The organism is Nonomuraea ferruginea (assembly GCF_039540635.1).
Taxonomy (GTDB): domain Bacteria; phylum Actinomycetota; class Actinomycetes; order Streptosporangiales; family Streptosporangiaceae; genus Nonomuraea; species Nonomuraea ferruginea.
Window position 1 is genome coordinate 1 of record NZ_BAABFD010000002.1, and the last position, 21740, is coordinate 21740.

At 72.5% G+C, this 21740-nt stretch carries 26 protein-coding genes and 1 pseudogene; 6 read left to right on the forward strand and 21 right to left on the reverse strand.

The window, feature by feature from the left end; all coding sequences use genetic code 11:
* Nucleotides 1-388 precede the first annotated feature (388 nt).
* On the reverse strand, nt 389-1339 hold the full coding sequence (locus ABD999_RS03260; RefSeq protein ID WP_271280179.1) for an Acg family FMN-binding oxidoreductase: 951 nt from the start codon (nt 1337-1339) through the stop codon (nt 389-391).
* Nucleotides 1340-1543: 204 nt separating this feature from the next.
* On the opposite strand from ABD999_RS03260, the gene ABD999_RS03265 reads away from it, so the two are divergent.
* Nucleotides 1544-1984 (forward strand): helix-turn-helix transcriptional regulator, encoded by a 441-nt coding sequence (locus ABD999_RS03265; RefSeq protein ID WP_148031781.1) that lies wholly within the window; start codon nt 1544-1546, stop codon nt 1982-1984.
* A gap of 10 nt (nt 1985-1994) precedes the next feature.
* Nucleotides 1995-2405, forward strand: a complete 411-nt coding sequence (locus ABD999_RS03270) for a VOC family protein (protein ID WP_148031782.1) — start codon at nt 1995-1997, stop codon at nt 2403-2405.
* Between the two features lie 34 nt (nt 2406-2439).
* On the opposite strand, the gene ABD999_RS03275 is transcribed toward ABD999_RS03270, so the two are convergent.
* Together ABD999_RS03275 and ABD999_RS03280 are read right to left on the reverse strand one after the other, a co-directional pair.
* Nucleotides 2440-3540 (reverse strand): bifunctional WXG100 family type VII secretion target/C40 family peptidase, encoded by a 1101-nt coding sequence (locus tag ABD999_RS03275; RefSeq protein WP_219545900.1) that lies wholly within the window; start codon nt 3538-3540, stop codon nt 2440-2442.
* Entirely contained in the window at nt 3540-3854 is a 315-nt protein-coding gene (locus ABD999_RS03280; RefSeq protein ID WP_345482553.1) for a hypothetical protein, read from the reverse strand. Before ABD999_RS03280 ends, ABD999_RS03275 begins: the two co-directional genes overlap by 1 nt.
* A 209-nt stretch (nt 3855-4063) precedes the next feature.
* Here ABD999_RS03280 and ABD999_RS03285 point away from each other — a divergent pair, with 209 nt between their 5' ends.
* A complete protein-coding gene (locus tag ABD999_RS03285) occupies nt 4064-4660 on the forward strand; it encodes a TetR/AcrR family transcriptional regulator (protein ID WP_271280178.1) in 597 nt (198 codons plus the stop codon).
* A gap of 9 nt (nt 4661-4669) precedes the next feature.
* The gene (locus ABD999_RS03290; protein ID WP_271280177.1) at nt 4670-5638 is read left to right on the forward strand and encodes a phosphotransferase; all 969 of its coding nucleotides are present in this window, start codon (nt 4670-4672) and stop codon (nt 5636-5638) included.
* Between the two features lie 368 nt (nt 5639-6006).
* On the opposite strand, the gene ABD999_RS03295 is transcribed toward ABD999_RS03290, so the two are convergent.
* The 10 genes and pseudogenes from ABD999_RS03295 to ABD999_RS03330 all read right to left on the reverse strand — a co-directional run bounded on the left by ABD999_RS03295 (nt 6007) and on the right by ABD999_RS03330 (nt 13389).
* Nucleotides 6007-7281, reverse strand: a complete 1275-nt coding sequence (locus ABD999_RS03295) for a TIGR04053 family radical SAM/SPASM domain-containing protein (protein ID WP_271280176.1) — start codon at nt 7279-7281, stop codon at nt 6007-6009.
* A gap of 212 nt (nt 7282-7493) precedes the next feature.
* Complete coding sequence (locus ABD999_RS03300; RefSeq protein ID WP_271280175.1) at nt 7494-7967, reverse strand: hypothetical protein; 474 nt, start codon at nt 7965-7967, stop codon at nt 7494-7496.
* A 145-nt stretch (nt 7968-8112) separates the two neighbouring features.
* Entirely contained in the window at nt 8113-9570 is a 1458-nt protein-coding gene (locus tag ABD999_RS03305; protein WP_271280174.1) for a glycoside hydrolase family 43 protein, read from the reverse strand.
* 279 nt (nt 9571-9849) lie between these two features.
* A complete protein-coding gene (locus ABD999_RS03310; protein WP_345482554.1) occupies nt 9850-10581 on the reverse strand; it encodes an rRNA methyltransferase in 732 nt (243 codons plus the stop codon).
* Nucleotides 10578-10763 (reverse strand): TrmH family RNA methyltransferase, encoded by a 186-nt coding sequence (locus ABD999_RS03315; RefSeq protein ID WP_345482622.1) that lies wholly within the window; start codon nt 10761-10763, stop codon nt 10578-10580. The genes ABD999_RS03310 and ABD999_RS03315 overlap by 4 nt, the downstream gene beginning before the upstream one ends.
* Nucleotides 10760-10870 (reverse strand): hypothetical protein, encoded by a 111-nt coding sequence (locus tag ABD999_RS43845; protein ID WP_378525116.1) that lies wholly within the window; start codon nt 10868-10870, stop codon nt 10760-10762. The genes ABD999_RS03315 and ABD999_RS43845 overlap by 4 nt, the downstream gene beginning before the upstream one ends.
* Nucleotides 10871-10925: 55 nt before the next feature.
* Nucleotides 10926-11090 (reverse strand): annotated as a pseudogene (locus ABD999_RS43850) (hypothetical protein); the annotation flags it as partial.
* A gap of 143 nt (nt 11091-11233) precedes the next feature.
* Entirely contained in the window at nt 11234-12025 is a 792-nt protein-coding gene (locus ABD999_RS03320) for a VOC family protein (RefSeq protein WP_271279186.1), read from the reverse strand.
* A gap of 60 nt (nt 12026-12085) precedes the next feature.
* Nucleotides 12086-12694: a TetR/AcrR family transcriptional regulator gene (locus ABD999_RS03325; protein WP_187281177.1), complete on the reverse strand. Its 609-nt coding sequence runs from the start codon at nt 12692-12694 to the stop codon at nt 12086-12088.
* 32 nt (nt 12695-12726) lie between these two features.
* Nucleotides 12727-13389 (reverse strand): TetR family transcriptional regulator, encoded by a 663-nt coding sequence (locus ABD999_RS03330; RefSeq protein ID WP_271279185.1) that lies wholly within the window; start codon nt 13387-13389, stop codon nt 12727-12729.
* A 75-nt stretch (nt 13390-13464) separates the two neighbouring features.
* On the opposite strand from ABD999_RS03330, the gene ABD999_RS03335 reads away from it, so the two are divergent.
* Entirely contained in the window at nt 13465-13941 is a 477-nt protein-coding gene (locus ABD999_RS03335; RefSeq protein ID WP_271279184.1) for a nitroreductase/quinone reductase family protein, read from the forward strand.
* 42 nt (nt 13942-13983) lie between these two features.
* Here the strand turns inward: ABD999_RS03335 and ABD999_RS03340 are convergent, their stop codons facing one another.
* The 7 genes from ABD999_RS03340 to ABD999_RS03370 form a co-directional block, all read right to left on the reverse strand.
* The gene (locus ABD999_RS03340) at nt 13984-15372 is read right to left on the reverse strand and encodes an MFS transporter (protein ID WP_271279183.1); all 1389 of its coding nucleotides are present in this window, start codon (nt 15370-15372) and stop codon (nt 13984-13986) included.
* Between the two features lie 388 nt (nt 15373-15760).
* Entirely contained in the window at nt 15761-16027 is a 267-nt protein-coding gene (locus tag ABD999_RS03345) for a hypothetical protein (protein WP_271279182.1), read from the reverse strand.
* Between the two features lie 57 nt (nt 16028-16084).
* On the reverse strand, nt 16085-16249 hold the full coding sequence (locus tag ABD999_RS03350; protein ID WP_271279181.1) for a hypothetical protein: 165 nt from the start codon (nt 16247-16249) through the stop codon (nt 16085-16087).
* A 24-nt stretch (nt 16250-16273) separates the two neighbouring features.
* Entirely contained in the window at nt 16274-17296 is a 1023-nt protein-coding gene (locus tag ABD999_RS03355) for a FecCD family ABC transporter permease (RefSeq protein ID WP_271279180.1), read from the reverse strand.
* Nucleotides 17293-18279 carry a FecCD family ABC transporter permease gene (locus ABD999_RS03360; protein WP_271279179.1) on the reverse strand — a complete coding sequence of 329 codons (987 nt, stop codon included), beginning with the start codon at nt 18277-18279 and terminating at the stop codon, nt 17293-17295. Before ABD999_RS03360 ends, ABD999_RS03355 begins: the two co-directional genes overlap by 4 nt.
* Entirely contained in the window at nt 18269-19078 is an 810-nt protein-coding gene (locus tag ABD999_RS03365) for a siderophore-interacting protein (protein ID WP_271279178.1), read from the reverse strand. Before ABD999_RS03365 ends, ABD999_RS03360 begins: the two co-directional genes overlap by 11 nt.
* Before the next feature lie 2 nt (nt 19079-19080).
* Entirely contained in the window at nt 19081-20079 is a 999-nt protein-coding gene (locus ABD999_RS03370) for an ABC transporter substrate-binding protein (RefSeq protein ID WP_271279177.1), read from the reverse strand.
* Nucleotides 20080-20186: 107 nt separating this feature from the next.
* Between ABD999_RS03370 and ABD999_RS03375 the strand changes: the two genes are divergently transcribed.
* Nucleotides 20187-20999 carry a helix-turn-helix transcriptional regulator gene (locus ABD999_RS03375; RefSeq protein WP_148031798.1) on the forward strand — a complete coding sequence of 271 codons (813 nt, stop codon included), beginning with the start codon at nt 20187-20189 and terminating at the stop codon, nt 20997-20999.
* Here the strand turns inward: ABD999_RS03375 and ABD999_RS03380 are convergent, their stop codons facing one another.
* The gene (locus ABD999_RS03380) at nt 21000-21725 is read right to left on the reverse strand and encodes a phytanoyl-CoA dioxygenase family protein (protein ID WP_148031799.1); all 726 of its coding nucleotides are present in this window, start codon (nt 21723-21725) and stop codon (nt 21000-21002) included. It lies immediately after the preceding gene.
* Nucleotides 21726-21740 lie beyond the last annotated feature (15 nt).

Consider the following 21740-nt stretch of genomic DNA (forward strand, 5'->3'; position numbering starts at 1 on the left):
GGCCCTTCCACTTCTCGTTGCCGAGCAGCCAGTCGAACGACTCGGTCTGCAGAGCGAGAAGGTCAGGAACTTCGAGCGGCTCCTGGATACGCGAGAAAGAGACGCGACGGGGACCAGCGGGTACGGCCGAGGCGTTGCGCGAGGCTGCCAACAGATGTCCTTCCGGAGAACACGGATGGAGTCGAGCTGCGCGCACACCGAAAGCCCCGGCGGAAATCCGGGGCGGCGTGGCAGCGCGAGGGAGCATCATAACGCACTCGGGAAACGAATGTCCACGCGTACTAAAAGCGTCAACCTCGGTGCCGCCCTCAGAATGTCACAGCACGAGGCGGCTCGTCAACTCCGGCGATCGCGCTCCGTCCCACCGGCTCGCGGGCGGCCTCCTGGCTCACCTGCGCGCGGCCTCCACCGGGTCGAGCACCTCGAACGCCGGGCGGCGCGGCACTCTCGGGACCGGCGGCCCGTACCCGAGCCTGATCAGCATCTGCACGTGGCCCAGCGGCCCGGCGCGGTCGCCGGAGTGCTGGGCGGGCCGCAGGTCGAGCGGCTGGCTGAACAGCGACGCCGCCACGCCGCGCGCGGTCGCGGTGAGCAGCACCCGCTGGAGCGCCTGCCCGGCGCGCAGCCAGTCGAGCGGCCCGTCACCCCTGGTGAACAGCGCCGCGAGCTGCGGATCGGCCTCGAAGGCGGCGCTCGGCGCGCCCTCCGCGTGCCGCCCCTCCCCCAGGCGGAAGTCACGCATGGGCAGCGCGCCGTCGCGCGGGCGGGGGCCGACTGCGTGCCGGGGCACGCCGTCGCGGCGGCCGGGAGCCGTCCAGCGGGCGAGCTCGGCGCGGTAGGACTCCTCGGCGGCGAGCGTGGCCTCGGCCGCGCCGATCATGCCGAGCACGCGCCGGGCCGTCCGGCCCTTCAGCAGGACCAGCGTGGCGCCCTCCGCGTGCGCGGCGTGGACCAGCTCCACGAGGACCGCGGTGGGCAGCCGGCGGCCGTCGAAGGGGAAGCGGTTGGTGCGCCGGTGCGGAATCATCTCGTACAGCAGGCGCTCGTCCTGGCCGGGCGGCCCCGCGGGGACTGCGCGCACGCGGGCCAGCAGGTCGGGGCGGTGGGCGGGGTCGGGCAGCGTCACGACCTGGGCGTCGTGCCCGGTCATCCGGACCGCCAGCCGGAGGTTGCACAGCGCGGCCCCGCAGCTGACGCCGAGCCCGCGGCCCAGCGGGTCGGTGACCCGGAGCAGCCTGCCGAGGTCGGCCCACAGCTCCATGGTCGCCTCGTCGGCGCAGCGGAAGCGCCATGGCTGGGTGTTGTGCACCGACGGCGCCGCGGCGGCGGCGTTCACCATCCGGCTCACTCCGCCGGGTGTCGCAAACGGGGGCGCGGTCATCGGGACGTCTCCGGTGCGGGGATGACAGGTGACATGGGCCTACGATCCCGCGCCCGGCCGTAGTCTCGTCAGGGACCAAAGGCCCGGGGATCGCCGCCGATGGCCCGTTCGCGGCCTGGCCCCACGGGCTCGCGGGCTACGGGGTCGTTATACGCTGGCGTCATGACCCCGCAGGATCTCGACAACCTCACCCACCTGCGGCGGGCGCGGGATCTGATCGACCGGGAGTACGCGCGTCCGCTCGACGTGCCGACGATGGCCCGTCACGCGCTCATGTCTCCGGCCCACTTCTCCCGGCAGTTCCGGGCCGCCTACGGCGAGACGCCTTACAGCTACCTCATGACCCGCCGCATCGAGCGGGCGATGGCGCTGCTGCGCGCGGGCGCCAGCGTGACCGACGCGTGCATGGCGGTCGGCTGTACCTCGCTCGGCTCGTTCAGCTCGCGGTTCACCGAGCTGCTGGGTGAGACGCCGAGCGCCTACCGCGCCAGGGAGCACCACGCCGTGTCGGCGATGCCGCCGTGCGTGGCGAAGATCCGCACCCGCCCGGCCAGAAACGCTTCGAGCACGATCCGAGAAGCGCGCCGCGAATCCGCCGCCTAGCGTTGCCGGCATGACCATCGCCTTGCAGTACTGCCACATCAGTGTCAACGACGTCGACGAGTCGCTCGCCTTCTACCGCGACGGGCTCGGCCTCGAGGTGCGCAACGACGTCCCGTCCGGCGAGTTCCGCTGGGTCACCCTCGGCAGCCCTGACCAGCCGGGCGTGGAGATCGTGATCTCCACGCCGCACGCCGGCCGGTCCCAGGAGGACGGCGACGCCCTCCAGGAGCTGCTCGTCAAGGGCGCCCTGCCAATGATCATCTTCCGCACCGACGATCTCGACGCGACCTTCGAAAGGGTCCGGGCGACCGGCGCGGAGGTGCTCCAGGAGCCCATCGACCAGCCCTGGGGCCCGCGCGACTGCGCGTTCCGCGACCCCTCGGGCAACATGCTGCGGATCTCGCAGGAGCCGAAGGCCTGACCGCGCCCGGAGCGGTGGCCGGCCCGAGAGAGGGTCAGGTGAAGCGGCGGTAGCTGACGGGCCGCCCGTCGGCGGCGACGCTCGCCACCATGACCTCGGACCCCGGCCGGGGCGCGTGGATCATCTGGCCGTTGCCGATGTAGACGCCCACGTGGCCGGCCGGGTGGCCGAAGAAGACCATGTCGCCGGGTTGCGGGGTGCTGACCGGCTTGCCGCTCGCCTGGTATCCGGCGGCGGTCGTGTCGCCGATTTTCACGCCCGCCTGGTTGAGTGTGTAGTAGACGAGCCCGCTGCAGTCGAAGGCGCTCGGCCCGTTGGCCCCCCACACGTACGGCTTGCCGAGGTGCATGCGGGCGGCCTCGACGATGCGGTCGCCGGTGGCGGTGCCCGGCGCGAACGACAGCGGTTGCGGCGGCGCGCCGGAGCCGCCCGCGTACGAGGTGGTCCCGGTGCCCGGACCGGTCGCGGAGTACGGAGTGGTCCCGCCGGGCGGTGTGCCGTCGCCCCCGCTCTGGTACGTCGTCCTCATGAAGTCGTCCGGCAGCGTCGACGGCTCCCACACGACGGTGTGGCCCGGCGCCGGCACGAACGTCTGGTCGCCGGGCGCCTTGATGGCGGCGAAGGTCGACTCGTGGTCGTCCAGGTAGCCCTGGATCTTGGTCATGGCGGTGGTGACGGCGGTGTTGGCCTCCGTCTTGTGCGGCGTGGCGGCGTCGATCGCGTTGCCGACCTCGGTGGCGACGGCGTCGCGGTCGTCGCTGTGGCTGTCGGCGTACTCGACCAGGCGGTTGCAGATCGAGGTGATCTCCGACTCGGCCGTCTCCAGCGCCCCGGCCGCCGTGTCGAGGGAGGCGGCGCTGTCCTCCAGCACGTCGTGGAGCGCGGTCCCCGCCTTGTCGTACTTGCCCATGTACCCGTCGAAGGCGTCGGCCGACGCGCCCTCCCAGGCGGTGTCGACGTCGTTGACCGCGGTGGTGACGCGCCCGGTCTGCTCGCTCACCGTGCCCGCGGCGGACCGCCACCTGGTGGCGATGGCGCGGATGTCCTCGGGGTTGCCGCTGACGCTGCGCAGGATCTCGGCGAGCTCCCCGCTGCGCGAGCCGGGCAGTTGCGAGATCTGGGTGGCCAGGTCCATCAGGCCGCCGCGCCGCTGGCGTTGTTGGCGGTGCGGACGTTCTGCTCCACCTTGTCCAGGGCGCGCTCCACGCCTCTGAGCTTCCTGCCGGCGTGGCCGAGCTCGGTGTCGACCGTGTTCTCGACGTCGTCGACGAGGGTCGCCAGGCCGGAGGAGTCGGTCAGCTTGCCGAAGATCGACGAACTCGTGCCCGTGACCGGATAGTCGTCGCCCAGTTCGGAGAGCCGGCTGGCCGCCTTACGCGCGGCCGACGCGCACTCTTCAAGCGCCTGGAAGTGGAGGCCGAGGTCCGCCACCGACTGCTCCCCCCGCACTTTTCGCCATGATGTCCTTGCCGCAGACCATATTGCCTCAACATCAACAACAAGCGCATCTGTCCTGGAAGATCCGCACGCGCCGGAACCGCTCAGTCGCGGAACCCGCCTCCGCCGTTGACACTCCAGACCTTCGGCGGCGATGTCGGCGACGCCGCAACGTATCCGTACATCAGTGTACGTTTCTGTTTATCGTAGGAAAGGTGAGCATGAGGGATTCCGGGCTCAGGCGGCGCGACGCCGTGCGGAACCGCGGGCGGCTGCTCGCGGCCGCCCGGCGGGTCTTCGCGGAGCACGGGCACGAGGTGGCGCTGGCGGAGATCGCGCGGGCGGCCGACGTCAGCCGCACGACCCTCTACCGCAACTTCGGCTCCAGGGAGGAGCTCGCGGCGACGGTCTACGAGGACAACATCGTCCGGATCGAGGAACGCGCCGCGGAGCTGCGGGGCAGCGACACCGGGGCCTTGGAGCTGTTCGAGTTCGTGCTCGACATGCAGCTCGCCAGCCGCTCGATCGCGCCGATCCTGCCGCGCTCGGCCGGCCGGTTCGACGATCTCGCCGCCCGTACGGCGGACGCCTTCCGGCCGCTCGTCGAGGACGCCGCCCGTGCGGGCACGGTCCGCGAGGGCGTCGGCCTCACCGAGGTGCTGCTCGCGATCCGGATGGCCGAGGTCTTCGCCGCCGAGGAGGACGCCGGCGTCCGCGCCCGCCACCACGCCCGCGGCCGGGTGGTGCTGCGCCACGGCCTGTTCCCCGACGAGGTCGTCGCCCGGGTGCCCGAGCAGCCGGTCGCCCGCCGAGGTTAACCTGGGCCGATGGAAGATCTTCCGGACGGGTTCGGCGAGGCCGACCTGGTGGCGGCGCTGCGGGCGTTCGGCGTGGCGGCCGAACAGGTCGCGTACGCGCCGGTGGGGTTCGGCGACTACCACTGGACGGTGCTGGACACCGGCGGCCGGCGGTGGTTCGCCACGGTGTCGGACCCGGCGCGCAAGGAGCACGGGCTGCCGGGGCTGAGGCGGGCCATGGAGACCGCGGCGGTGCTGCGCGAGCGTGACGGGCTGGAGTTCGTGGTGGCTCCGGTACGGTCCCGCGGCGGCGATCCGGTGATGGCGGCGGGGTCGCGGTACGCGGTGACCGTCTTCCCTTGGGAAGCGGGCATGTCCGGTCATTTCGGGCAGGAGCAGACGCCCGAGGAGCGCGACCGGCTGCTGGCGCTGCTCGCTGACCTGCACGGCCGCGTCCCGCCGGAGACGACGCCCGTCGCCGTCCTGGACGTGCCGGGGCGCGACCGGCTGGTGGAGTCGCTGGCGGACCCGGGCGGTGACGGGCCGTTCTCGGCGGAGGCGGGCGTGCTGCTCAGGAAGCACGCCGGTGCCGTGTTGGAGCGGCTGGCCGAGTTCGACAAGCTGGCCGGACGGGTGCGCGGGCGCGGGGACGGGCTCGTGGTCACGCACGGTGAGCCGCATCCCGGCAACCTGATCAGGCGCGACGACGGCCGGCTGCTGCTGGTGGACTGGGACACCGTGGGGCTGGCGGTGCCCGAGCGCGACCTGGCCGTGGTCTCTCCCGACCCGGCCGCGCTGGACGCCTACGTGCGGGCCACCGGCAGGCAGGTGGACGTGGCGGCGATCGCGCTCTACCGGCTGCGGTGGGCGCTGGCCGACGTGGCGGACTTCGCCGTACTGCTGTGCGGTCCGCACACGCGCACGCCGGACACCGAGACCGCCAGACGCGGGCTCGCCTGGACGGTCGAACGCCTCGCCGAGGGACCATGGTCGCCCTGAGCGGCCACGGCCGTCTCGGACCGTGGTCGCCCTGAGCGGCCACGGCCGTCTCGGACCGTGGTCGCCCTGAGCGGCCACGGCCGTCTCGGACCGTGGTCGCCCTGAGCGACCATGGCCGGGTCCGCGACGCGTGCCGCCCAGCTCGGACCGTGCTCGCCCTGAGCGACCACGGCCGGTCCACAACACGTGCCGCACAGCTCGGACCCTGATCGCCTTAAGCCACCATGGCCGGTCCACGACGCGTAACGCGGCTCGGACCATGGTCGCGCTGAGCCACCATGGCCGGTCCTCAGCGCGTGCTGCCCGGCTGCGGAGCGCCGGGGACGGGTGGGCGCTCGGCTCTGCCGAGGCCGCCTCCCGTGAGGGCCCTACCTCTCTCGGGCCTCTTCCTGCGGGAGGTAGGACGTGAGCTCCCGCTGGTAGGGGAAGCTGCCCGGCTGGTAGCCGCACCAGGGCTCCTCGGCGAACACGTCGCCCGTGCAGGCGTACGCGCGAGAGCGTGAACCGCCGCAGACGGCCCGGAACTCGCAGGCGCCGCAGCGTCCGGAGAGCCGCCCGGGATCGCGCAGCGCGCGGAACAGTGGAGCGTTCCGGTAGATCTCGGTCAGCGGCCGCTCGCGCACGTCGCCGCAGGCCACGGGGAGGAAACCGGACGGGTGCACGCTCCCGGTGTGGGAGACGAACACCAGGCCGCGACCGGCGTTGACGTCGATCGGCGGGCGGCGGGTCCGGCGCTCCCTGATCAGCCCGGCGCGCCGGGCGCGCCGCCGCAGATCCCGGTAGAGCGGGCCGAGCCCGAGCTCGGCGGCATGGTCGGCGCCGTGTTCCGCCAGGATGAGCCGCTGTACGGCGACGCGCCGGAAGTGGTGTGCCTCGGTGGTCTTGACCGGGACCACGGTCCCGAGGTCGTGGACGAAGTGCAGCACGTCCTCGGCCTCCTGCGGGCTCAGCGCCGCGAGAGCCCTGCCCCGGCCGGTGGGCACGAGGAAGAAGACGCTCCACAGCATGGCGCCGTGGTCGCGTACCAGCCGGGCGATGTCCGGCAGCTGGGACAGGTTGCGGCGGGTCACCGTGGTGTTGATCTGCACCTTGAGCCCAGCTTGGCGCGCCGCCCGCCAGGCGGCCAGGGTGCGGGAGAACACGCCGTCGTAGCCGCGGAACTCGTCGTGGCGGGCGGCCGTGGCCGCGTCCACGCTGAGCGAGATCGCGGCCGCGCCGGCTTCGTGCAGCCTGCTGAGGTTGGCGGGGGTGAGCGCGGGCGTGGCCGAGGGCGAGACGGAGGGGGCCAGGCCGAGCTCGCGGCCGTACCGTACGAGGTCGAACAGGTCGGGACGTTCGAAGGGGTCGCCTCCGGTGATCACGAACAGCGGTGCGGGACGGCCGAAGGCCGCGACCTGGCGCATCAGCTCCCGCGCCTCGTGCGTGCTCAGCTCGCCAGGATGGCGGTCGGGCCGGGCTTCGGCGCGGCAGTGCAGGCAGGCCAGCGGGCAGGCGCGGGTGGCCTCCCAGATGACGATGAACGGCGCGGCGCCGACGTCACGACGCGCACGCCGCAACGGCCGCGCCGTCAGAGCGGGGTCTGTGGCCACGGCGGGGTTTGTGGCCGCGGCCGGGTCCACGGTCACGACGGGGTCCGTAGTCACGGCCGGGTCCGCAATCACCGCCGGGTCCGCAGTCACGGTGGGATCTGTGGCTGCGGCCGGATCCGTGGTCACGACGGGGTCCGTAGTCACGGCGGGCTCTGTGCCTGCGGCGGGGTGTGTGGCCGCCTCTGTGCCTGCGGCGGGGTGTGTGGCCGCGGTGAGGTCGGTGGTGGTGGAGGTGGGGTCGGTGGTCAAGGAGGTTGCTCCAGGGTTCAGGGGGCGAGGGCGATGCTCGCGGTGAGCAGGGCGGCGCCGGTGGCGGTCAGCAGCGCGCCCAGGCCGATGACCAGGGTGGTGACCTGCCACGCCTGGTAGGCGTTGAGCAGTGAGGCGCGCAGCATCTGCCCGGTGAAGGCCGTCTGGCGCAGCGCCGCGAGCTCGTCGTCACCGCCGGGCGCGGCCATCAGCTCGGCGCTCACCTGCGCGTAGGTCCGGCCGCCGGTGGCCGCCAGCACGTTGTCGCCGATCACGTCGGCGAACGCGCGGGCCTGAGGGCCGGTGACGACCGCCCGGCCGGCGAGCACGGCGGGCGGTCCCGTGGGGGGGAAGCTGATGCCCTGGCCGCGCAGTTCCCGGCGGATCTCGGCGCGCCCCCTGACCCCCTGGACGGCCATGACGGGTCCCGACAGCACCATCGCCGCGCCCACCGCGCCCAGCAGGGTCACCGCTGCCTGCAGCATGCTCACGTATCGCTCCTGACGTCGTCACGCTGGTGGGTCCGGCGTCGGCCGGACACCGCCCAGGTTTCCGGCGCGGGCCCGTGCACGGCAGGGACGAAAGTCCCGCGGCGGCGTCCGATGGACCATCTTTCCGGACGCCTGCCGGAGGCCGTCAGCCGCCCACGACGCGGAAGGTGGCGTCGCCGCGGCCCTGAGCGTCGGTGATCGGGTCGATCCTGAGCAGGTAGTTCGAGTGCCGGAGGTACCGGTCGGGATAGTTGTACGACTGGAACGACGCCCACGACGAGGCGGCGAGCCCAGGGACCTGGCGGAAGGTGGCGTCCGCGGCGAAGACGGCGGTGCCGTCGTCGGGCGCCAGCACCAGGTCGTACCCGTAGTGCCGCAGGTAGTAGCCGGGGTAGTTCACCGACGCGAAGGACACGTACCCGGAGCCGTTCGCCAGGCCCGGCACCAGCCGGAACTGCGCGTCCTGGGCCGGGCTGACGTTCGCGTCGAGGCGCACGTCGAAGTCCGCGTGCCGGACGTACCGGTCCTGGAAGTTGTACGACTGGATGCGGTTGACCGGCAGGGTCGCGCCCCAGCGGCCGAGCACCCGGTTCTCCTCGGCGGCGGTCAGGCTGAGCACGGAGCCGTGCCGTTTGCGGCTGGCGCCCATGCCGTAGTCGGAGCGCGTGTGGAAGTTCCGCGTGCTGCCCAGGTTGGTCGAGGTGATGGGCATGTAGCCGCGGCCGGTGGCGAACTGGTCCAGCCAGAGCGCCCATTCGTCGCGGTCGTTGAACTTCATCCACATCGGGCCTTCCACGACATTGCCGCCGCCGGTGCCGTTGGAGATGCCGAGGTGTGACAAGTTCCCGAGGCTGGTCCAGGAGCCGAGGATCGAGTTGGCGGCCTCGATCGAGATGTGCCCGTCGGCCGACGCCCGGTAGTAGAGGTACCCGCCGACGGCGCCGGGCACCTCGACGATCTGCGTGTCGATGATCCCCTGGGCGCCGCCGCGCTCGATGAACGGCTGCGGCGCGGTGAAGCTGAGGAAGTCGCTCGTGCGTACGTACCAGATGCGGTGCTTGGTCACGCCGTCGCGCGGCGAGTTGGTCGCCCAGTAGATGACGTAGTCGCCGGTGGCCGGGTTGTAGATGGCCTCGGGCGCCCAGGCGTTGCCCGCGCCGGGGATGGCGCCGGCGACGTTGATCAGCCGTGGGGCCGACCAGTTCACCAGGTCGGCCGACTCCCACACGACGAGCGAGGTGCTCCCCCGGTTCGCGGCGTCGCTCCAGGACGTGCCGGCGGCGATGCGCAGGTCGGTGGCGACGATCCAGTAGCGGTCACCGGCGGGCGACCTGACCAGGGCGGGGTCGCGGACCCCGCGCGTGCCGACCGTGGAGCGCAGGACGAGCGCGCCGTTGTTCAGGTCGGTCCAGTGCAGCCCGTCGTCGCTGTGGGCGAGGTAGATCTGCTCCCCGTTGGTCGACTCCCCGGTGAAGTGCGCCATCAGATATCCGGTGAAAGGTTCCAGCGCGGCGGCCTCCTTCTGGTCGGCCACGGACAACGACGCGAACAGCAGGCAGGCGGCGGCGACCACCGCGCCCAATCGGGAAAGGGCTCTCGACATGCGCGTCTCCTTCGCGTGTTATCGCTAACATTCAGAAACGGAGCACTCCCCCGGCGTTCCGCCAGTGTGATCGTCCGTACCGGGGCGGTCAATACCCGCGCCTGGCCCGCCGCACCTGGGGTGCGGCGGGCCGGCGGTGGGCCGGCCGGAGCTATAGGAGTTCCGGGCCGCGGCGATCGTAGACCAGTTGCGCGCCCGGGGCGTGCCGGTCAAGGACGAGGAACTCACCACGAATGTGGCGTCCTCCGACTGTCACGCACGTGCGGAAGTGCGAAGACGTCAGGAGGTTCGGAACAGCGCGACGGCTCGGGTACCGATTTTGAAGGACGCCTGGGGCCGCGGCCCACGGTCCGCGGGAACCTTGCGGCCCCGCACCGTCACCGCGATCACGCTGTCGTGCGGGAGCACGGCCGATAGAGCCTCGACCATGCCGCTGACCCCTGCCGCCGCGCTGGGACCGCGCCAATGGGTCTGTTCGCCGTAGGGGACGTCGGTCATCACGATGTCGGGTGCGTGCCGGCCGAGTGTCCGCTGGAGCTGGGCAGGGTCGAACACGTCGGCTTGGCGCACCGCGTGCGGCACGTCCCCTCCGGCGGCGTCGAGTTCGGCGGCGAGACGGCAGGCGGCACGCGCGGCCGAGTCGTAGGCCGGTTTGCCGAAGCGGGCAGCGCGGGCCTTGAGATCGGCGGCGCGAGCCGCCAGACCGGCCTGGCTCAGCAGGGCGAGGTTCCGTTCGGCCAGGTTCCGCGCTTCAGGATCGAGGTCGCAGGCCAGCACCGCAGCGATCTGGCGCCGGTGCAGCAACGCCAGCACGGTCAGCAGGTAACCGCTGCCGCAGCACGGGTCCCAGAGCACGGCGGGCTGGTCGCCCCCGCGCAGAGCCAGCGCCCGCTGGAAGATCTCGCTGGCCAGCCGGACGGGGAACGCGGGAAACCTCGGGGCCGAATGCAGCACCGCGCCGCTGGCCAGGTCCTCATGGCTGGTCCGGACAATCGCGTGACGGTAGGTCATGCTGTGGGGCCGCGATGCTCACGGGCGGCCTCGTACGACACCACGGTCGCCGCGCTGGCGACGTTCAGGGAGCTGGCTGAACCGGCCATCGGGATGCGCGCCATCGTGCCGCACGCTTGTCGCCATCCCGCGCTCAGTCCGTTGGTCTCGTCGCCGATAGCCAGCAGGGTAGGGCCGGTCAGGTCGAGTTCGGCGACGGCGCAGCGCCCCCGGCCCGCTGCCGCTTGGCCCGGTTGCCCAGCAGCGTCTGCCACTGCTGGAACCGCGCGATCGCACGCGTGATGCGCACGCTCCCCGACGCCGAATGCCCTCGATTCCCCACGAACTACAGAATAGGAGGATCTTTACCTCCACGCTTTTTGTGACTCCCCCGCCTCGACCAACTCGGGGTGCTCGACCAGGTGATGCCGGAAGAGCTGCAACGCTTCGGCGCGGCCGTGGGTCTTGACCGGGAAGGGGTTGTGGAAGGGACTCCCCGGCATGCCCGGGCAGGCCCGGCCGATGTAGACCGCGCCCGGCGGGCACCCGGCCGTGGTAGAGGTCGCCTTCGACGCGCACCCGGCGCGGTTCGGGGGCGGCGGCCTTTCGGGAGCGGGACGCGCGTCGGGGTGTCGGAGTCACGGTCACATCGTGATTCCGGGCCCGATCGCGCTCAGCCGGCCACCCGCTGCGAGGCCAGGTCGGCGACCCTGATGCCGAGCTCCGGCACGATCGGCTCCTGGGCGGCGGCGCGCAGGACGTCGGCGAGCTCCCAGGAGACCGCGCCGTCGCCGCGGAAGGCGAGGGCCCGCAGGCCGGGCTCCTCCCCGGTGGCGAGCACCAGGTCGGCCCCGCTCGGCCAGGTGAAGCGGGAGATCCCGGGCTCCAGCGGGGTCTCGGCGCCGCCGAGGACGTCGCGGAGCACCCGGCGCACCGGGTCCCACCGCGACACCTGCCCGGCGACCGCGGGCAGGGCCGCCCAGGCGACCTCGGGTTCGGGCCACGGGGGCGTCAGGCTCAGGCCGGGCATGTCGCCGGCCAGCTCCTCCGGCATCTCCTCGGCCTGGGCCATCTGGACGAGGAAGCCGAGACCGGTGTCCTTGGGGTGCAGGAACGCCTCCTGCCATCCCTCGAAGTCCAGGTTGACGAGGATCGGCTCGAACCCGGCCGCGCCCGCCGCGCCGAGGCTGGCCCGGATGTCGCGCACCTTGAAGGTGATGTGGTGCGGGCGGGCCCGCGCGCCGGTGCCGTCGAGGAAGCGGCGGACGAACGACGCCGGGTCGGAGCCGGGCTGCAGCAATTCCACCCGCATGCCGTTGGCGTACTCGATCTGCGCGGGGTTGAAGGCCCCGGCCTGCTCGAAACCGTGGCGCCAGCGGCCGCCGAAACGGCCGGCCAGGACCGGGCCGCCCTGGGTCCAGCTCCGCACGGCCAGAGCGACATGATCCAGCGAGTAAGCCGTCATGAGACCCCTAATTTCGGACGAAAACCGTCTATTAGACGCTAAAGCGGGCGCCGGGCGGTGTCAAGATCCCGGAGCGCGGTAGTGGACGGCGGAGAGCACGAAGTCCACGGTCTCCTCGGCGTACGCGTCCTTGCGCGCGGCCAGGGAGGCCGTCTGGCTGATCGGCGTCGAGAGGAAACGGTTGGTCAGGACGCCGGCGACCGCGTCCAGCACGAGCGCGGGAGACGTGCCCGGCGGCAGTTCGCCGCGCTCGATGGCGCCGATCACGATGGCGCGGCCGATCCTGATGCGCTCGCGCTGGAACGTCTCCAGCGCCTGCCCGAACAGCTCGGGATAGACCCTGGCCTCGATCTGGGCCCTCAGGTAGACCAGCCCCTGGGGTTCGAGGTAGCTGTCGAGGATCTCGCCGGCCATCCGGATCAGGTCGTTCCGCAGCGAACCGGAGACCTTCTCCTCCGGATGGCGCGGAAGCCCCGTGGCCAGGGCGTCGACGATCAGCTTCTCCTTGCTCCCCCACCTGCCGTAGAGCGTCGCCTTGCCCACATGGGCCCGGCGGGCCAGCACGTCGAAGCTGAACCCCGCCCAGCCGACCTCCCCGTAGAGTTCGAGGGCCGCGGCGTGCACGCGGGTCTCGAGGTCGGGGTCCGGTGGACGGCCTCGTGCGCTCACGCTCCCAGTGTGCCAGATTCGGTGATCATCGCTCAGCGACCGGCGGCCGGCGCCATGGCCTCCACCGCGGACAGCAGCAGGTCGACGCCGAAGGAGTAGTAGGCGTCGAGGTCGGGAGGCCCGGTGAGGGTCGCCGCGAAGGCGGCCAGGTGAGGGTAGCGGCGGGGAGGCAGGCGTTCGAGGTCGAGGCGCTGCCGCCGGCTGAGCTCCGCGGCCTCCTCCTCGTCGCCGCCGGCGCCGCCGGGCTGGCAGGACACCATGGCCGTGGCGCCCATGAGCAGGTAGGTGGCCACCTGGTCGGCCTGCGGGAGGGTGAACCCGGCTTCGGTGAGCAACCCGATCACGGTGTCGGTGGCGCGGTGGTAGGCCTCGGCCGTGCCCTTGTCGATCACCGGCAGCAGGGCGGCGAGATAGGGGTGCGCGCGGGTCTGCTCGACCAGCGCGGTGACCACCGCGCGCAGCCGCTGCTGCCAGGGCCGGCCCGGGTCCACGTCGGCGACGAGCGCCGCGAGCAGGTGGTCGGCGAGCGCGGAGAGCAGCTCGTCCTTGTTCTTGACATGCCAGTAGAGAGCCGTCGGGGTGACGCCGAGGTCGGCGGCGAGGCGGCGGATGGTGACCGCCTGGAGCCCGTCGGTGGCGGCGATCTTCATCGCCCGCTCGACGACGGCCTGGCGGGTCAGCTTCTCCAGAGTCACCCGGCAACCTTATCCTGTCCAATGTTCATGTACGGTGTTCATGAACACTGTGCATGAACATTGGACAGGAGAGTCATGAAGGCCACACGACTGCATCGCCTCGACCGCTGGCTCTATCGGGGCGGGCGGCCCAACCGCCTGGCCCGGGCGATCAACCGGGTCTGGGCCACCGTGTTCGCGGCGGGGATCCTGGGGACCGGCCGGATGGTGACCCTCCGGGTGAAAGGCCGGCGCACCGGCCGTGACGTCTCCTTCCCCCTGGTCGTCGCGGATCTCGGGGGTGAGCGCTACCTGGTGGCGATGCTCGGCCAGGACACCAACTGGGTGCGCAACGTCCGCGCGGCCGGAGGCCGGGCGGTCCTGCGCTACGGCCGCACCGAGGCCGTGCGCCTGGAGGAGGTGGAGCCCGGGTCGCGCGCGCCCATTCTGCGCCGCTACCTGGCCGTCTCGCCCGGAGGCCGCACCCACATCCCCGTGGATCAGGAGGCGCCGCTGGAGGAGTTCGAGCGGATCGCCGCGCGGTACCCGGTCTTCCGCGTCACGCCGGCATAGCGGAAGCCCGGCAGCCCGCTCGGACTGCCGGGCTTCCGGCTGTCACGCGGCGTTGCGCGCGGCGAGCGCGGCGCGGGCCGCCTCCACCTTCAACGCGTCCCGCTCGGGGTTGGCCAGCAGCGCGAAGAGCGCGCCGCCGGCGATGGCGATGCCGCCCGCCATCATGAACACGTCGAGATATCCGTCGGCCCCGGCCCCCGAGGCCTTGGCGGCGTCGAGCACCACGCCTGCCAGCCACGGCCCGACCACCGAGAGCAGGCCGCTCAGGGCGAGACCGATCGTCAGGACACTGGTGCGCTGCGCGGCCGGCACGATCTGGGCGAGCGTCGGGTTGGCGACGGCGTAGATGCTGGTGACCAGTCCGTAGCCGAGCATGAGCAGCGCCATGGGCCCGGCGACGCCGGAGACCAGCGGCAGGGCCAGCAGCGACAGGCCGCCGGCCGCCACCAGCGCGCCGCCGATGAGCACGCGGACCACCCGGGCCGGCACGCCCCTGCTGAGCGCCTTGTCCCCCAGCGGCCCGTACAGGAACAGGAACACCACCGACATGATGCTCGGCACCCCGAACAGCGACCCGGCCATGACGGCGGAGAAGCCCAGCCCCTCCTGGAAGTACGACGGGAGCCAGGTGAGCACGATGACCACGAGGATCCCGGCCGCGGTGAAGACGGCGAGGTAGCCGATGAAGGTGCCGGTCAGCAGGATGGACAGCAGCGGCGCGCGCCTGCCCACCGTGGGGTCGGCGGGGCCCTCCGCGACGGCCTCCGCCTTGGCGGGCGTCACGTCGTCGGCGTACGGGCCGACCTTGCCGACGAACGCCCAGGCGACGCACCAGACGAAGCCCATGATCGCCACGGTCAGGAAGCCGGCTTCCCAGCTGAACGCGGCGATGATGACGACGATGACCGGGGCGAAGATCAGCTTGCCGAAGGACGCCCCGGTGGTCAGGATGGCCGCCGGGAGGCCGCGCCGCTCGTTGGGCCACCAGGAGTAGGCGATCGAGTGCATCAGCGAGTTCGCCGGGGCGTCGGCCGCGCCGAGGATGAGCCTGGTCACCAGCAGCAGCCCGGCCGAGGCGGCGAAGAAGATGGGCAGCTGGAGCAGCGACCACACCAGCACGAGGGTGAAGAGGGTGTTCTTGAGCGGCAGCCGGTCCGCCACGAAGGCGAACAGCAGTGCCGCGATCGGGCTGAGCAGGCTCGCCGCGCTGCTGATGGCCCCGAACTCGGCGGCCGTCAGGCCGAGGTCCGCCATCGCGGGCTGCGCGACCAGCCCCAGGATGGCGCGGTCGAGATAGCTGATCAGGGTGCAGCCGAGCAGCATGAGCGTGATGACCCACGCCACGACCGGCCGGTGCTTCGGCGGATCCGCCACCGTGGCGGTGTCGGGGTTGCCTGGTTCGCTCTGCGGTGGAACACGCTCACTGACCATGCGGGGCTCCTTGCGGTGACGTCGCCGGCCGCACGCCGAAGGGCAGGAAGGCATGCGGGCGGGATGTGTGGCGGAGGGCTGGGGGGCTCCCGGGCGTCAGCCGGGAGGCGAGGCGGAAGACGCGCCCGGCTCGTGGCGGTTTCCAGGCGTGGCGGAAGGTCTTGTGGACCGTGCCAAAGGCATGCGTGACGAGGGCGCCGGCACCCCGCCCGCAGGCGTCTTCCGGTAGCTGGAGCGATGAGCTATGGAGCTGGTTTCGTGGCGGTACGCTGGGAATTTAATTTGGACGAAATGCGTCTGCAAAGAGACGCTAAGTCCCACCCCCCGGAGTGTCAAGAGTGCTGCGGCCGGAGCCCCGCCTAATTTCGGACGATCATCGTCCGCGTACTCAGGGGGTCCAGCCCAGGAACGTCCCTCCCGCGGACATGGCGGTCCACCAGAAGGCCAGCGAGACCACCGGCACCAGCAATCCCCACGGGGAGCTGGCCCGTACCGCCTGGACCGCGGCCACCAGCAGGGCCAGCCACACCGCGAACAGCACGATGATCGCCCAGAGGGGGGCCATGAGACCGCTGGAGACGTAGAAGGGCACCAGCGTGCCCAGGTGGCCGGCCAGCCCCAGCCAGCTCGCCACGCGTCGCGCGACCGTACTCATGCGGGAAAGATCCCAGGTCCACATCACGAGCCGATGTCGGTGACCAGGGCACGACGGTCACGGCCGCCCGGCCACGCGGGTTCCGCGCCCCGGGCAGCCGGTGAACCCGGCCTCGGCCAGGTGGCGGAGCAGCGCGTGGACGGTGCCGGTCCAGGGACGGGCGGGGCTCCTGCCGGTCCGGCCGGCCGCGGGGAGCGGCCCGAAGGATGACGCGGCGTGCACGAGTTCTCCGCCGCGCCACCGGTTTCACGTCCGCCCGGCCCTCCTGACGAGCAGCCAGACGAGGTAGCCGCCGCCGATCACCGTCGTGACCACCCCGACCGGCAGCGAGATGGGGGCGAACACGGCCTGCGCCACGAGGTCCGCGGCCAGCAGCAGCACCGCGCCGGTCAGCGCGGCGGGCATCAGCGCCACCCCCGCCGTCCCGGCGAGCAGCCGGCCGATCTGCGGCGCGGCGAGCGCGATGAACACGATCGGCCCGGCGACCGCCGTCACCGTGGCCGTGCAGCCGACGCCGGCCAGCACGAGCAGCAGCCGGAGCAGGTTCAGCCGCACCCCTGACGCGACCGCGAGATCGTCGCCCAGCGCGGCCTGGCGCATCCCGGACGACAGCGTCACCAGCAGCAGCGTCAGCGCGCCGATGACCAGGAACGGCAGGACGAGCTCGGCCCAGTCGACCCCGTTCAGCGAGCCCGCGCTCCACCCGGTCGCGGCCATGGCCACCTCCAGCTCGGCCCGCAGCACGATCCAGGAGTTCAGCGCGGTCAGCATGGCGTTCATGGCGATGCCGATGACGATCAGCCGCATGCCGCTGAGCCCGGAGCGCAGCGACAGGAAGTAGACGGCCGCCGCCGCGGCCAGGCCGCCCGCGACGGAGCTGACGGAGAGCTGCGCGGAGGTGCCGCTCAGCACGGTGATGGCGAACAGCGCGCCAGTGTAGGAGCCGGCGTCGAGCCCGATGATGTCCGGGCTGCCGAGGGCGTTCCTGGTGAGGTTCTGGAAGATCGCCCCGGCCAGCCCGAGCGCGGCTCCGAAGACCAGCGCGGCGGCGACCCTGGGCAGCCGCCAGTCGCGGACCACCACGACGGAGTCGCCGTGGCCGGCCAGCGCCGCGAGCACCTCACCGGGATGCGACCACGAGGCGCCGAAGCACAGCGCCGTGAACGCCAGCGCCAGCGCCGCCGCCACGAGCGCGAGCGACGCCACCAGCGGCCGCCGCGCCACCCTGATCGAGTACGTGCCCGCACGCAGCACGACATGACCGGTCATGACCGCACCGCCCCGCGCCGTCGTACCGCCCAGATGAGCACCGGCGCGCCGAGGAACGCGGTGACCACGGCCACCGGCACCTCCCCCGTCGGGAGCAGCACGCGGGCGGCGATGTCGGAGACCAGCAGCAGGACCGGCCCCAGCACCATCGTGTAGGCCATCAGCCACGGGATCGACGCGCCCGCCGCCCGGCGGGCCAGGTGCGGCACCATCAGCCCGAGGAACGCGATCGGCCCGGCGGCGGCCGTGGCCGCGCCGGCGAGCAGGGTGACCAGCACGAGCACGCCGAACCGGGTGCGCGCGAGGTGCCCGCCGAGCGCCCTGGCCACGTCGTCGCCGAGGACCATCGCGTTCAGCGGCCTGGTGATCGCCACGGAGCAGGCGAGCGCCACCGCGATCGTCCAGAGCGCGAGCGTCAGCGGCTGCTGCTCGTGCCCGGCCAGAGCTCCGACGGACCAGAACCGGAACGTGTCGAACACGTCGGGCAGCATCAGCCGCATGCCGAGCGAGACGCCCGCGAGGACGGAGCTGAGCGCCACACCGGTCAGAACCAGCCGCAGCGGCGAGGTCGAGCCGACGGCGTAGACGGCGACCGAGGCCAGCACGGCGCCCGCGAAGGCCAGCCCGAGCTGCCCGGCCGGGCTCCCGGCCAGGCCCAGCACGGCGCCGACGGTGATCGCGAACCCCGCGCCGGCGGTCACCCCGAGGATGCCCGGCTCGGCCAGCGGGTTGCGGGTCAGCGTCTGGACCAGCGTGCCCGCGGTGCCCAGGGCGGCGCCCACGAAGATGCCGAGCACCGTGCGCGGGACCCGGATCCCGCGCACGATCTGGTGCTCGCCGGTCCCGGCGTAGGCGGTGAAGGCGCGCCAGACCTCGGCGGGCGCGATGGCCTGGGCGCCGACGGACACGCTCGCGCCCGCCACGACGAGCAGGAGCACGAGGGCGGCCACGAGGATGGCCGCCCGTCGCCGATCAGTCTTCAAGCCCCGCGACTCCACGCTTCCAGTAGCCGGTGAACAGCGAGTCGAGCCGGCCCGCGCTCCACTGGCGCAGCGGCCTGATGTCGCCCGCCTCGCCGGCCGCGTACAGGAAGACCGGCACGGGCGGCAGCGTGAGGGACTGGACCGTGCCGGCGAGCGAGGAGTGCCCGTTCTCGCGGACGAGCCAGATCACCTCCACGCCGTCGCGCTCGGCGAGCGGGTAGGCGTGCTCGGCGGGGTCGTCGGTCTCGATCACGAGGTGCGCGGACACGCCGGGCGGCGACTCCTCCAGCCACCGCGCCGCCGCGGGCAGCGCGGTCGCGTCGACCGCGAACACGTAGTGGCCGTACGTGTGCGGGAACGCCTTGGCTCCGGGCGGTCCGGCGATGGACACCTCGTCGCCCACCTGGACGGTGGCCGCCCACGTGGCCGCCACGCCGCCGTCGTGCAGCACGATGTCGAGGTCGATCTCGCGGGAGTCGGCGTCGTACCGCCGGATGGTGTACGTGCGCGTGGTGGGCGAGGGGTCGGGCCAGTCGAGCATCTGCTCGTCATTCGGCACGGGGAGGCGCAGGGTGCCGTCAGCGTCCGGGAAGACGATCTTCACGTGGTCGTCGGCCTGGTAGCTGTGGAACCCCTCCAGCTCCGGGCCCCTGAGCGTGAGCCGCAGCATGCGCGGGGTGATCAGCTCGCGGGCGGCGACCGGGGCCGTGCGGATGCCGATCGGGTAGCCGACGCGGGCGACGCCGTTGCCGTTGACGTGGTGCTCGGCGACCCGTTCCCTGGGGTTGTGGCGCTCCATCCTCATGAGGCGAGCAGCGGCGCGAGCGCCTCGTCGACGGCGTCCAGGGTCTTCATCGCCGACTCGTAGGTGGCGGCCTCGGTGTAGCGGATCGGGAAGACCTTGCCAGCCTTGACCGCGGGCAGGCCCTTCCACAGCTCGGAGTCGAGCACGTACTTCACGGCCTCGCTCGGCGTGCCGTCGTCCTGGACCGAGTAGGTGATGGCGTCGGCCTCGCCGAGGCTCTGGGGCAGCTCCTCGATCGAGGGGTACTCCGAGACGTCGCCGGAACCGCCGGTCTTCTCCTTGACCTCGCCGTAGTAGGTGACGCCGACGTCCTCGATGATGTTCGGGCCCCACGACCCGGAGAACTCCCGATGGAACGTGCCGTCGGAGATGTCCCCGTACGCGCCAACATGGCCGAACTTCAGGCCCGACACCGCGTCCTTGTACTTGGCCGTGAGTTCGGCGGCCTTCTTCTCGTACGCGGTCTTGGCGGCGTCGAAGTTCGCCGAGCGGCCCGCGGCGTCGGACTGGCGGCGCGAGAGCTCACGCCACGCCGACGGCACCGTCGGGCCGATCACGGCCACCGGGGCGATCGACTTCAGGCGTTCGACGTCCACGTCGGCGAGAACCGGCTTGGGAACGCCGATGACGATCAGGTCGGGCTTGACCTTGGCGATGGCCTCGTAGTTGGTCTCGGCGGCGGACTCCCCCGCGACCTTCTCCAGGCCGTCGTACGTCGCCAGGTCCTCCTCGGACATCAGCGGCAGGCCGCGCTTCCACGTGGAGATGCCGACCAGGGCGGCGTCGGCCTCGATCAGCACGGGCACCGCGTACCCGGTCGCGACGACCCGCTTGGGGTCGGCGGGGATGGTGATCTCGCCGTCGTCGACGGTGAAGGTCCGGGTCGCGGCGGCCTCGGCGGGCTGCTCACCGGACTCGGCCGTACCGCAGCCGGTCGCCAGGGCGAGCGCGAGGGCCACGGCGCCGGCGGTGCGCCAGGGCAGGGCAGAACGCATCAGAAACATTCCTCGGAACAGGGTGAAAGGCCAGGCCACGAGTTGGCCGAGGCATGGTTAGGCTACCCTTACCTAAGTTGCTTGTGATGTCGACGGGAGGTCAGCCGATGTCGCTGAGACGTCAGACCGTGTCCCTGGCGGGGCCGACGGGCGCCGATCCGCTCCGGTGCGAGGAGTACGGCTACGGTCTCGGCCGGCCCACCGGCGTCCTGGTGCTCAAGTACCGGTCGGCGACCGTGCTGGAGTTCGGCGAGAGCCGCGAGGACTTCCTCCACCAGCTCTACTGGTCGCCCGACGGCATGCTGTCGGCCAGGCACGGAGCGCAGGCGCAGTTCGTGGGCCCGCGTGAGGCGTTCTGGGCGCACCGCGCGGTCACCCACGAGGTGCGCGCGGCCGACCGGCAGACGGTCTACCGGATCTGCCTGCGCGAGGTCCCCGCGGCGCTCGGCGGGCTGCGGGCCGGAGCGGTCTCCGTCGCCCCCGAGGCGGCCAGGCTGATCGAGGCCATCGCGCGTCCCGGTCACGACGAGGCCGCCGCCCTGGAGGCGCGTGCCCGCATCATGGCCGGGGTCGCCCCGGCGGGCGCGGAGCCCGCCGGGCACCCCGGCTCGGGCACCGGCTTCGCGCTGGCGGTCGTGCGCGAGCTGTCGCACAACCCCGGCGAGAGCGTCCGCCTCGACGAGTGGGCCGAGCGGCTGCACGTCAGCGTCAAGACGTTGCAGCGCGACTTCGAGCGCGAGTTCGGCATGCCCTACTCGCGGGTGCGCACCAAGCTGCGGCTGCGCACCTCGCGCGCGCTGCTGGAGACCCGGCCGGTGTCGGAGGTCGCCCGCCGGGTCGGCTACTCCAGCCCTTCGGCGTTCATCACGGCCTTCGTGAAGGAGTACGGCTGCACGCCCGGACGCTACTCGGCCAGGTAGTCAGGAGAGCAGGGCGCGGGCCAGGGCGTTGCCCTCTCCCGGGGCGACCGGCTGCTTCAGGAACACCGGCCCCTGGGACATGAAACGCGGCCGGGTGCCGCGGTGCTCGTCGGCGGCGTGCACGGTCAGCGGGTGCAGGAGGTACATGTCGCCGGGCAGGCCGGTCGCGTGGGCCACCGGGCGGTCCTTGGAGGCGGCGTCGAGCAGCGGCCCGGCCTCGAACGGGTCGAGCACCCGCTCGCCCAGCGCCTCGGCGGCGTCGCGGTGCGAGCCCACCCGGACGCGGGTCGGCGCGTCGTCGTCGCCCACCTCCGACAGCAGCACGAGCAGCAGCATCGTCTCCGGCCGGCCCGACACGGCCCACGAGCCGTCGGGCCTGGCCACCGAGGCGTCGATGTGCCAGCCCCGGTCGTCGACCGGCGCCTTGCCGGGGAAGCGGATCGGCATGTTGCCGAGGGCGGCGCGCGGCACCCATCCACCGGGCCCAGCGATCTCGTCGAGCGCCTCGCGCAGCCGCGGGCTGCGCGCCAGCTCGCCGAAGGCGCCATGGCCGGTCATGTCGGCGGTCCACACCACCGGCTCCCGCCAGCCGGCGGGGTCGTCGGGCGAGAGCCCGATCTGCTGCCACACCTGCGCACTGGCCGCGTCCGCGACCTCACGGGGCACGGCCGCCTCCAGCTTGGCGAATCCTTCGGTCACGAACCGGTCGACGTCCACGACAGTCATGCGAGCCACACTAAC

What these genes read in the sequence shown, in the direction of transcription:
- ABD999_RS03340 (WP_271279183.1), bottom strand. Translation starts at nt 15,372, where the DNA reads ATGGTCAGTGAGCGTGTTCCACCGCAGAGCGAACCAGGCAACCCCGAC.
- ABD999_RS03290 (WP_271280177.1), top strand. Translation starts at nt 4,670, where the DNA reads ATGGAAGATCTTCCGGACGGGTTCGGCGAGGCCGACCTGGTGGCGGCG.
- ABD999_RS03260 (WP_271280179.1), bottom strand. Translation starts at nt 1,339, where the DNA reads ATGGTGAACGCCGCCGCCGCGGCGCCGTCGGTGCACAACACCCAGCCA.
- ABD999_RS03370 (WP_271279177.1), bottom strand. Translation starts at nt 20,079, where the DNA reads ATGCGTTCTGCCCTGCCCTGGCGCACCGCCGGCGCCGTGGCCCTCGCG.
- ABD999_RS03355 (WP_271279180.1), bottom strand. Translation starts at nt 17,296, where the DNA reads ATGACCGGTCATGTCGTGCTGCGTGCGGGCACGTACTCGATCAGGGTG.
- ABD999_RS03375 (WP_148031798.1), top strand. Translation starts at nt 20,187, where the DNA reads ATGTCGCTGAGACGTCAGACCGTGTCCCTGGCGGGGCCGACGGGCGCC.
- ABD999_RS03270 (WP_148031782.1), top strand. Translation starts at nt 1,995, where the DNA reads ATGACCATCGCCTTGCAGTACTGCCACATCAGTGTCAACGACGTCGAC.
- ABD999_RS03275 (WP_219545900.1), bottom strand. Translation starts at nt 3,540, where the DNA reads ATGGACCTGGCCACCCAGATCTCGCAACTGCCCGGCTCGCGCAGCGGG.
- ABD999_RS03305 (WP_271280174.1), bottom strand. Translation starts at nt 9,570, where the DNA reads ATGTCGAGAGCCCTTTCCCGATTGGGCGCGGTGGTCGCCGCCGCCTGC.
- ABD999_RS03320 (WP_271279186.1), bottom strand. Translation starts at nt 12,025, where the DNA reads ATGACGGCTTACTCGCTGGATCATGTCGCTCTGGCCGTGCGGAGCTGG.
- ABD999_RS03380 (WP_148031799.1), bottom strand. Translation starts at nt 21,725, where the DNA reads ATGACTGTCGTGGACGTCGACCGGTTCGTGACCGAAGGATTCGCCAAG.
- ABD999_RS03365 (WP_271279178.1), bottom strand. Translation starts at nt 19,078, where the DNA reads ATGGAGCGCCACAACCCCAGGGAACGGGTCGCCGAGCACCACGTCAAC.
- ABD999_RS03285 (WP_271280178.1), top strand. Translation starts at nt 4,064, where the DNA reads ATGAGGGATTCCGGGCTCAGGCGGCGCGACGCCGTGCGGAACCGCGGG.
- ABD999_RS03345 (WP_271279182.1), bottom strand. Translation starts at nt 16,027, where the DNA reads ATGAGTACGGTCGCGCGACGCGTGGCGAGCTGGCTGGGGCTGGCCGGC.
- ABD999_RS03335 (WP_271279184.1), top strand. Translation starts at nt 13,465, where the DNA reads ATGAAGGCCACACGACTGCATCGCCTCGACCGCTGGCTCTATCGGGGC.
- ABD999_RS03265 (WP_148031781.1), top strand. Translation starts at nt 1,544, where the DNA reads ATGACCCCGCAGGATCTCGACAACCTCACCCACCTGCGGCGGGCGCGG.
- ABD999_RS03310 (WP_345482554.1), bottom strand. Translation starts at nt 10,581, where the DNA reads ATGACCTACCGTCACGCGATTGTCCGGACCAGCCATGAGGACCTGGCC.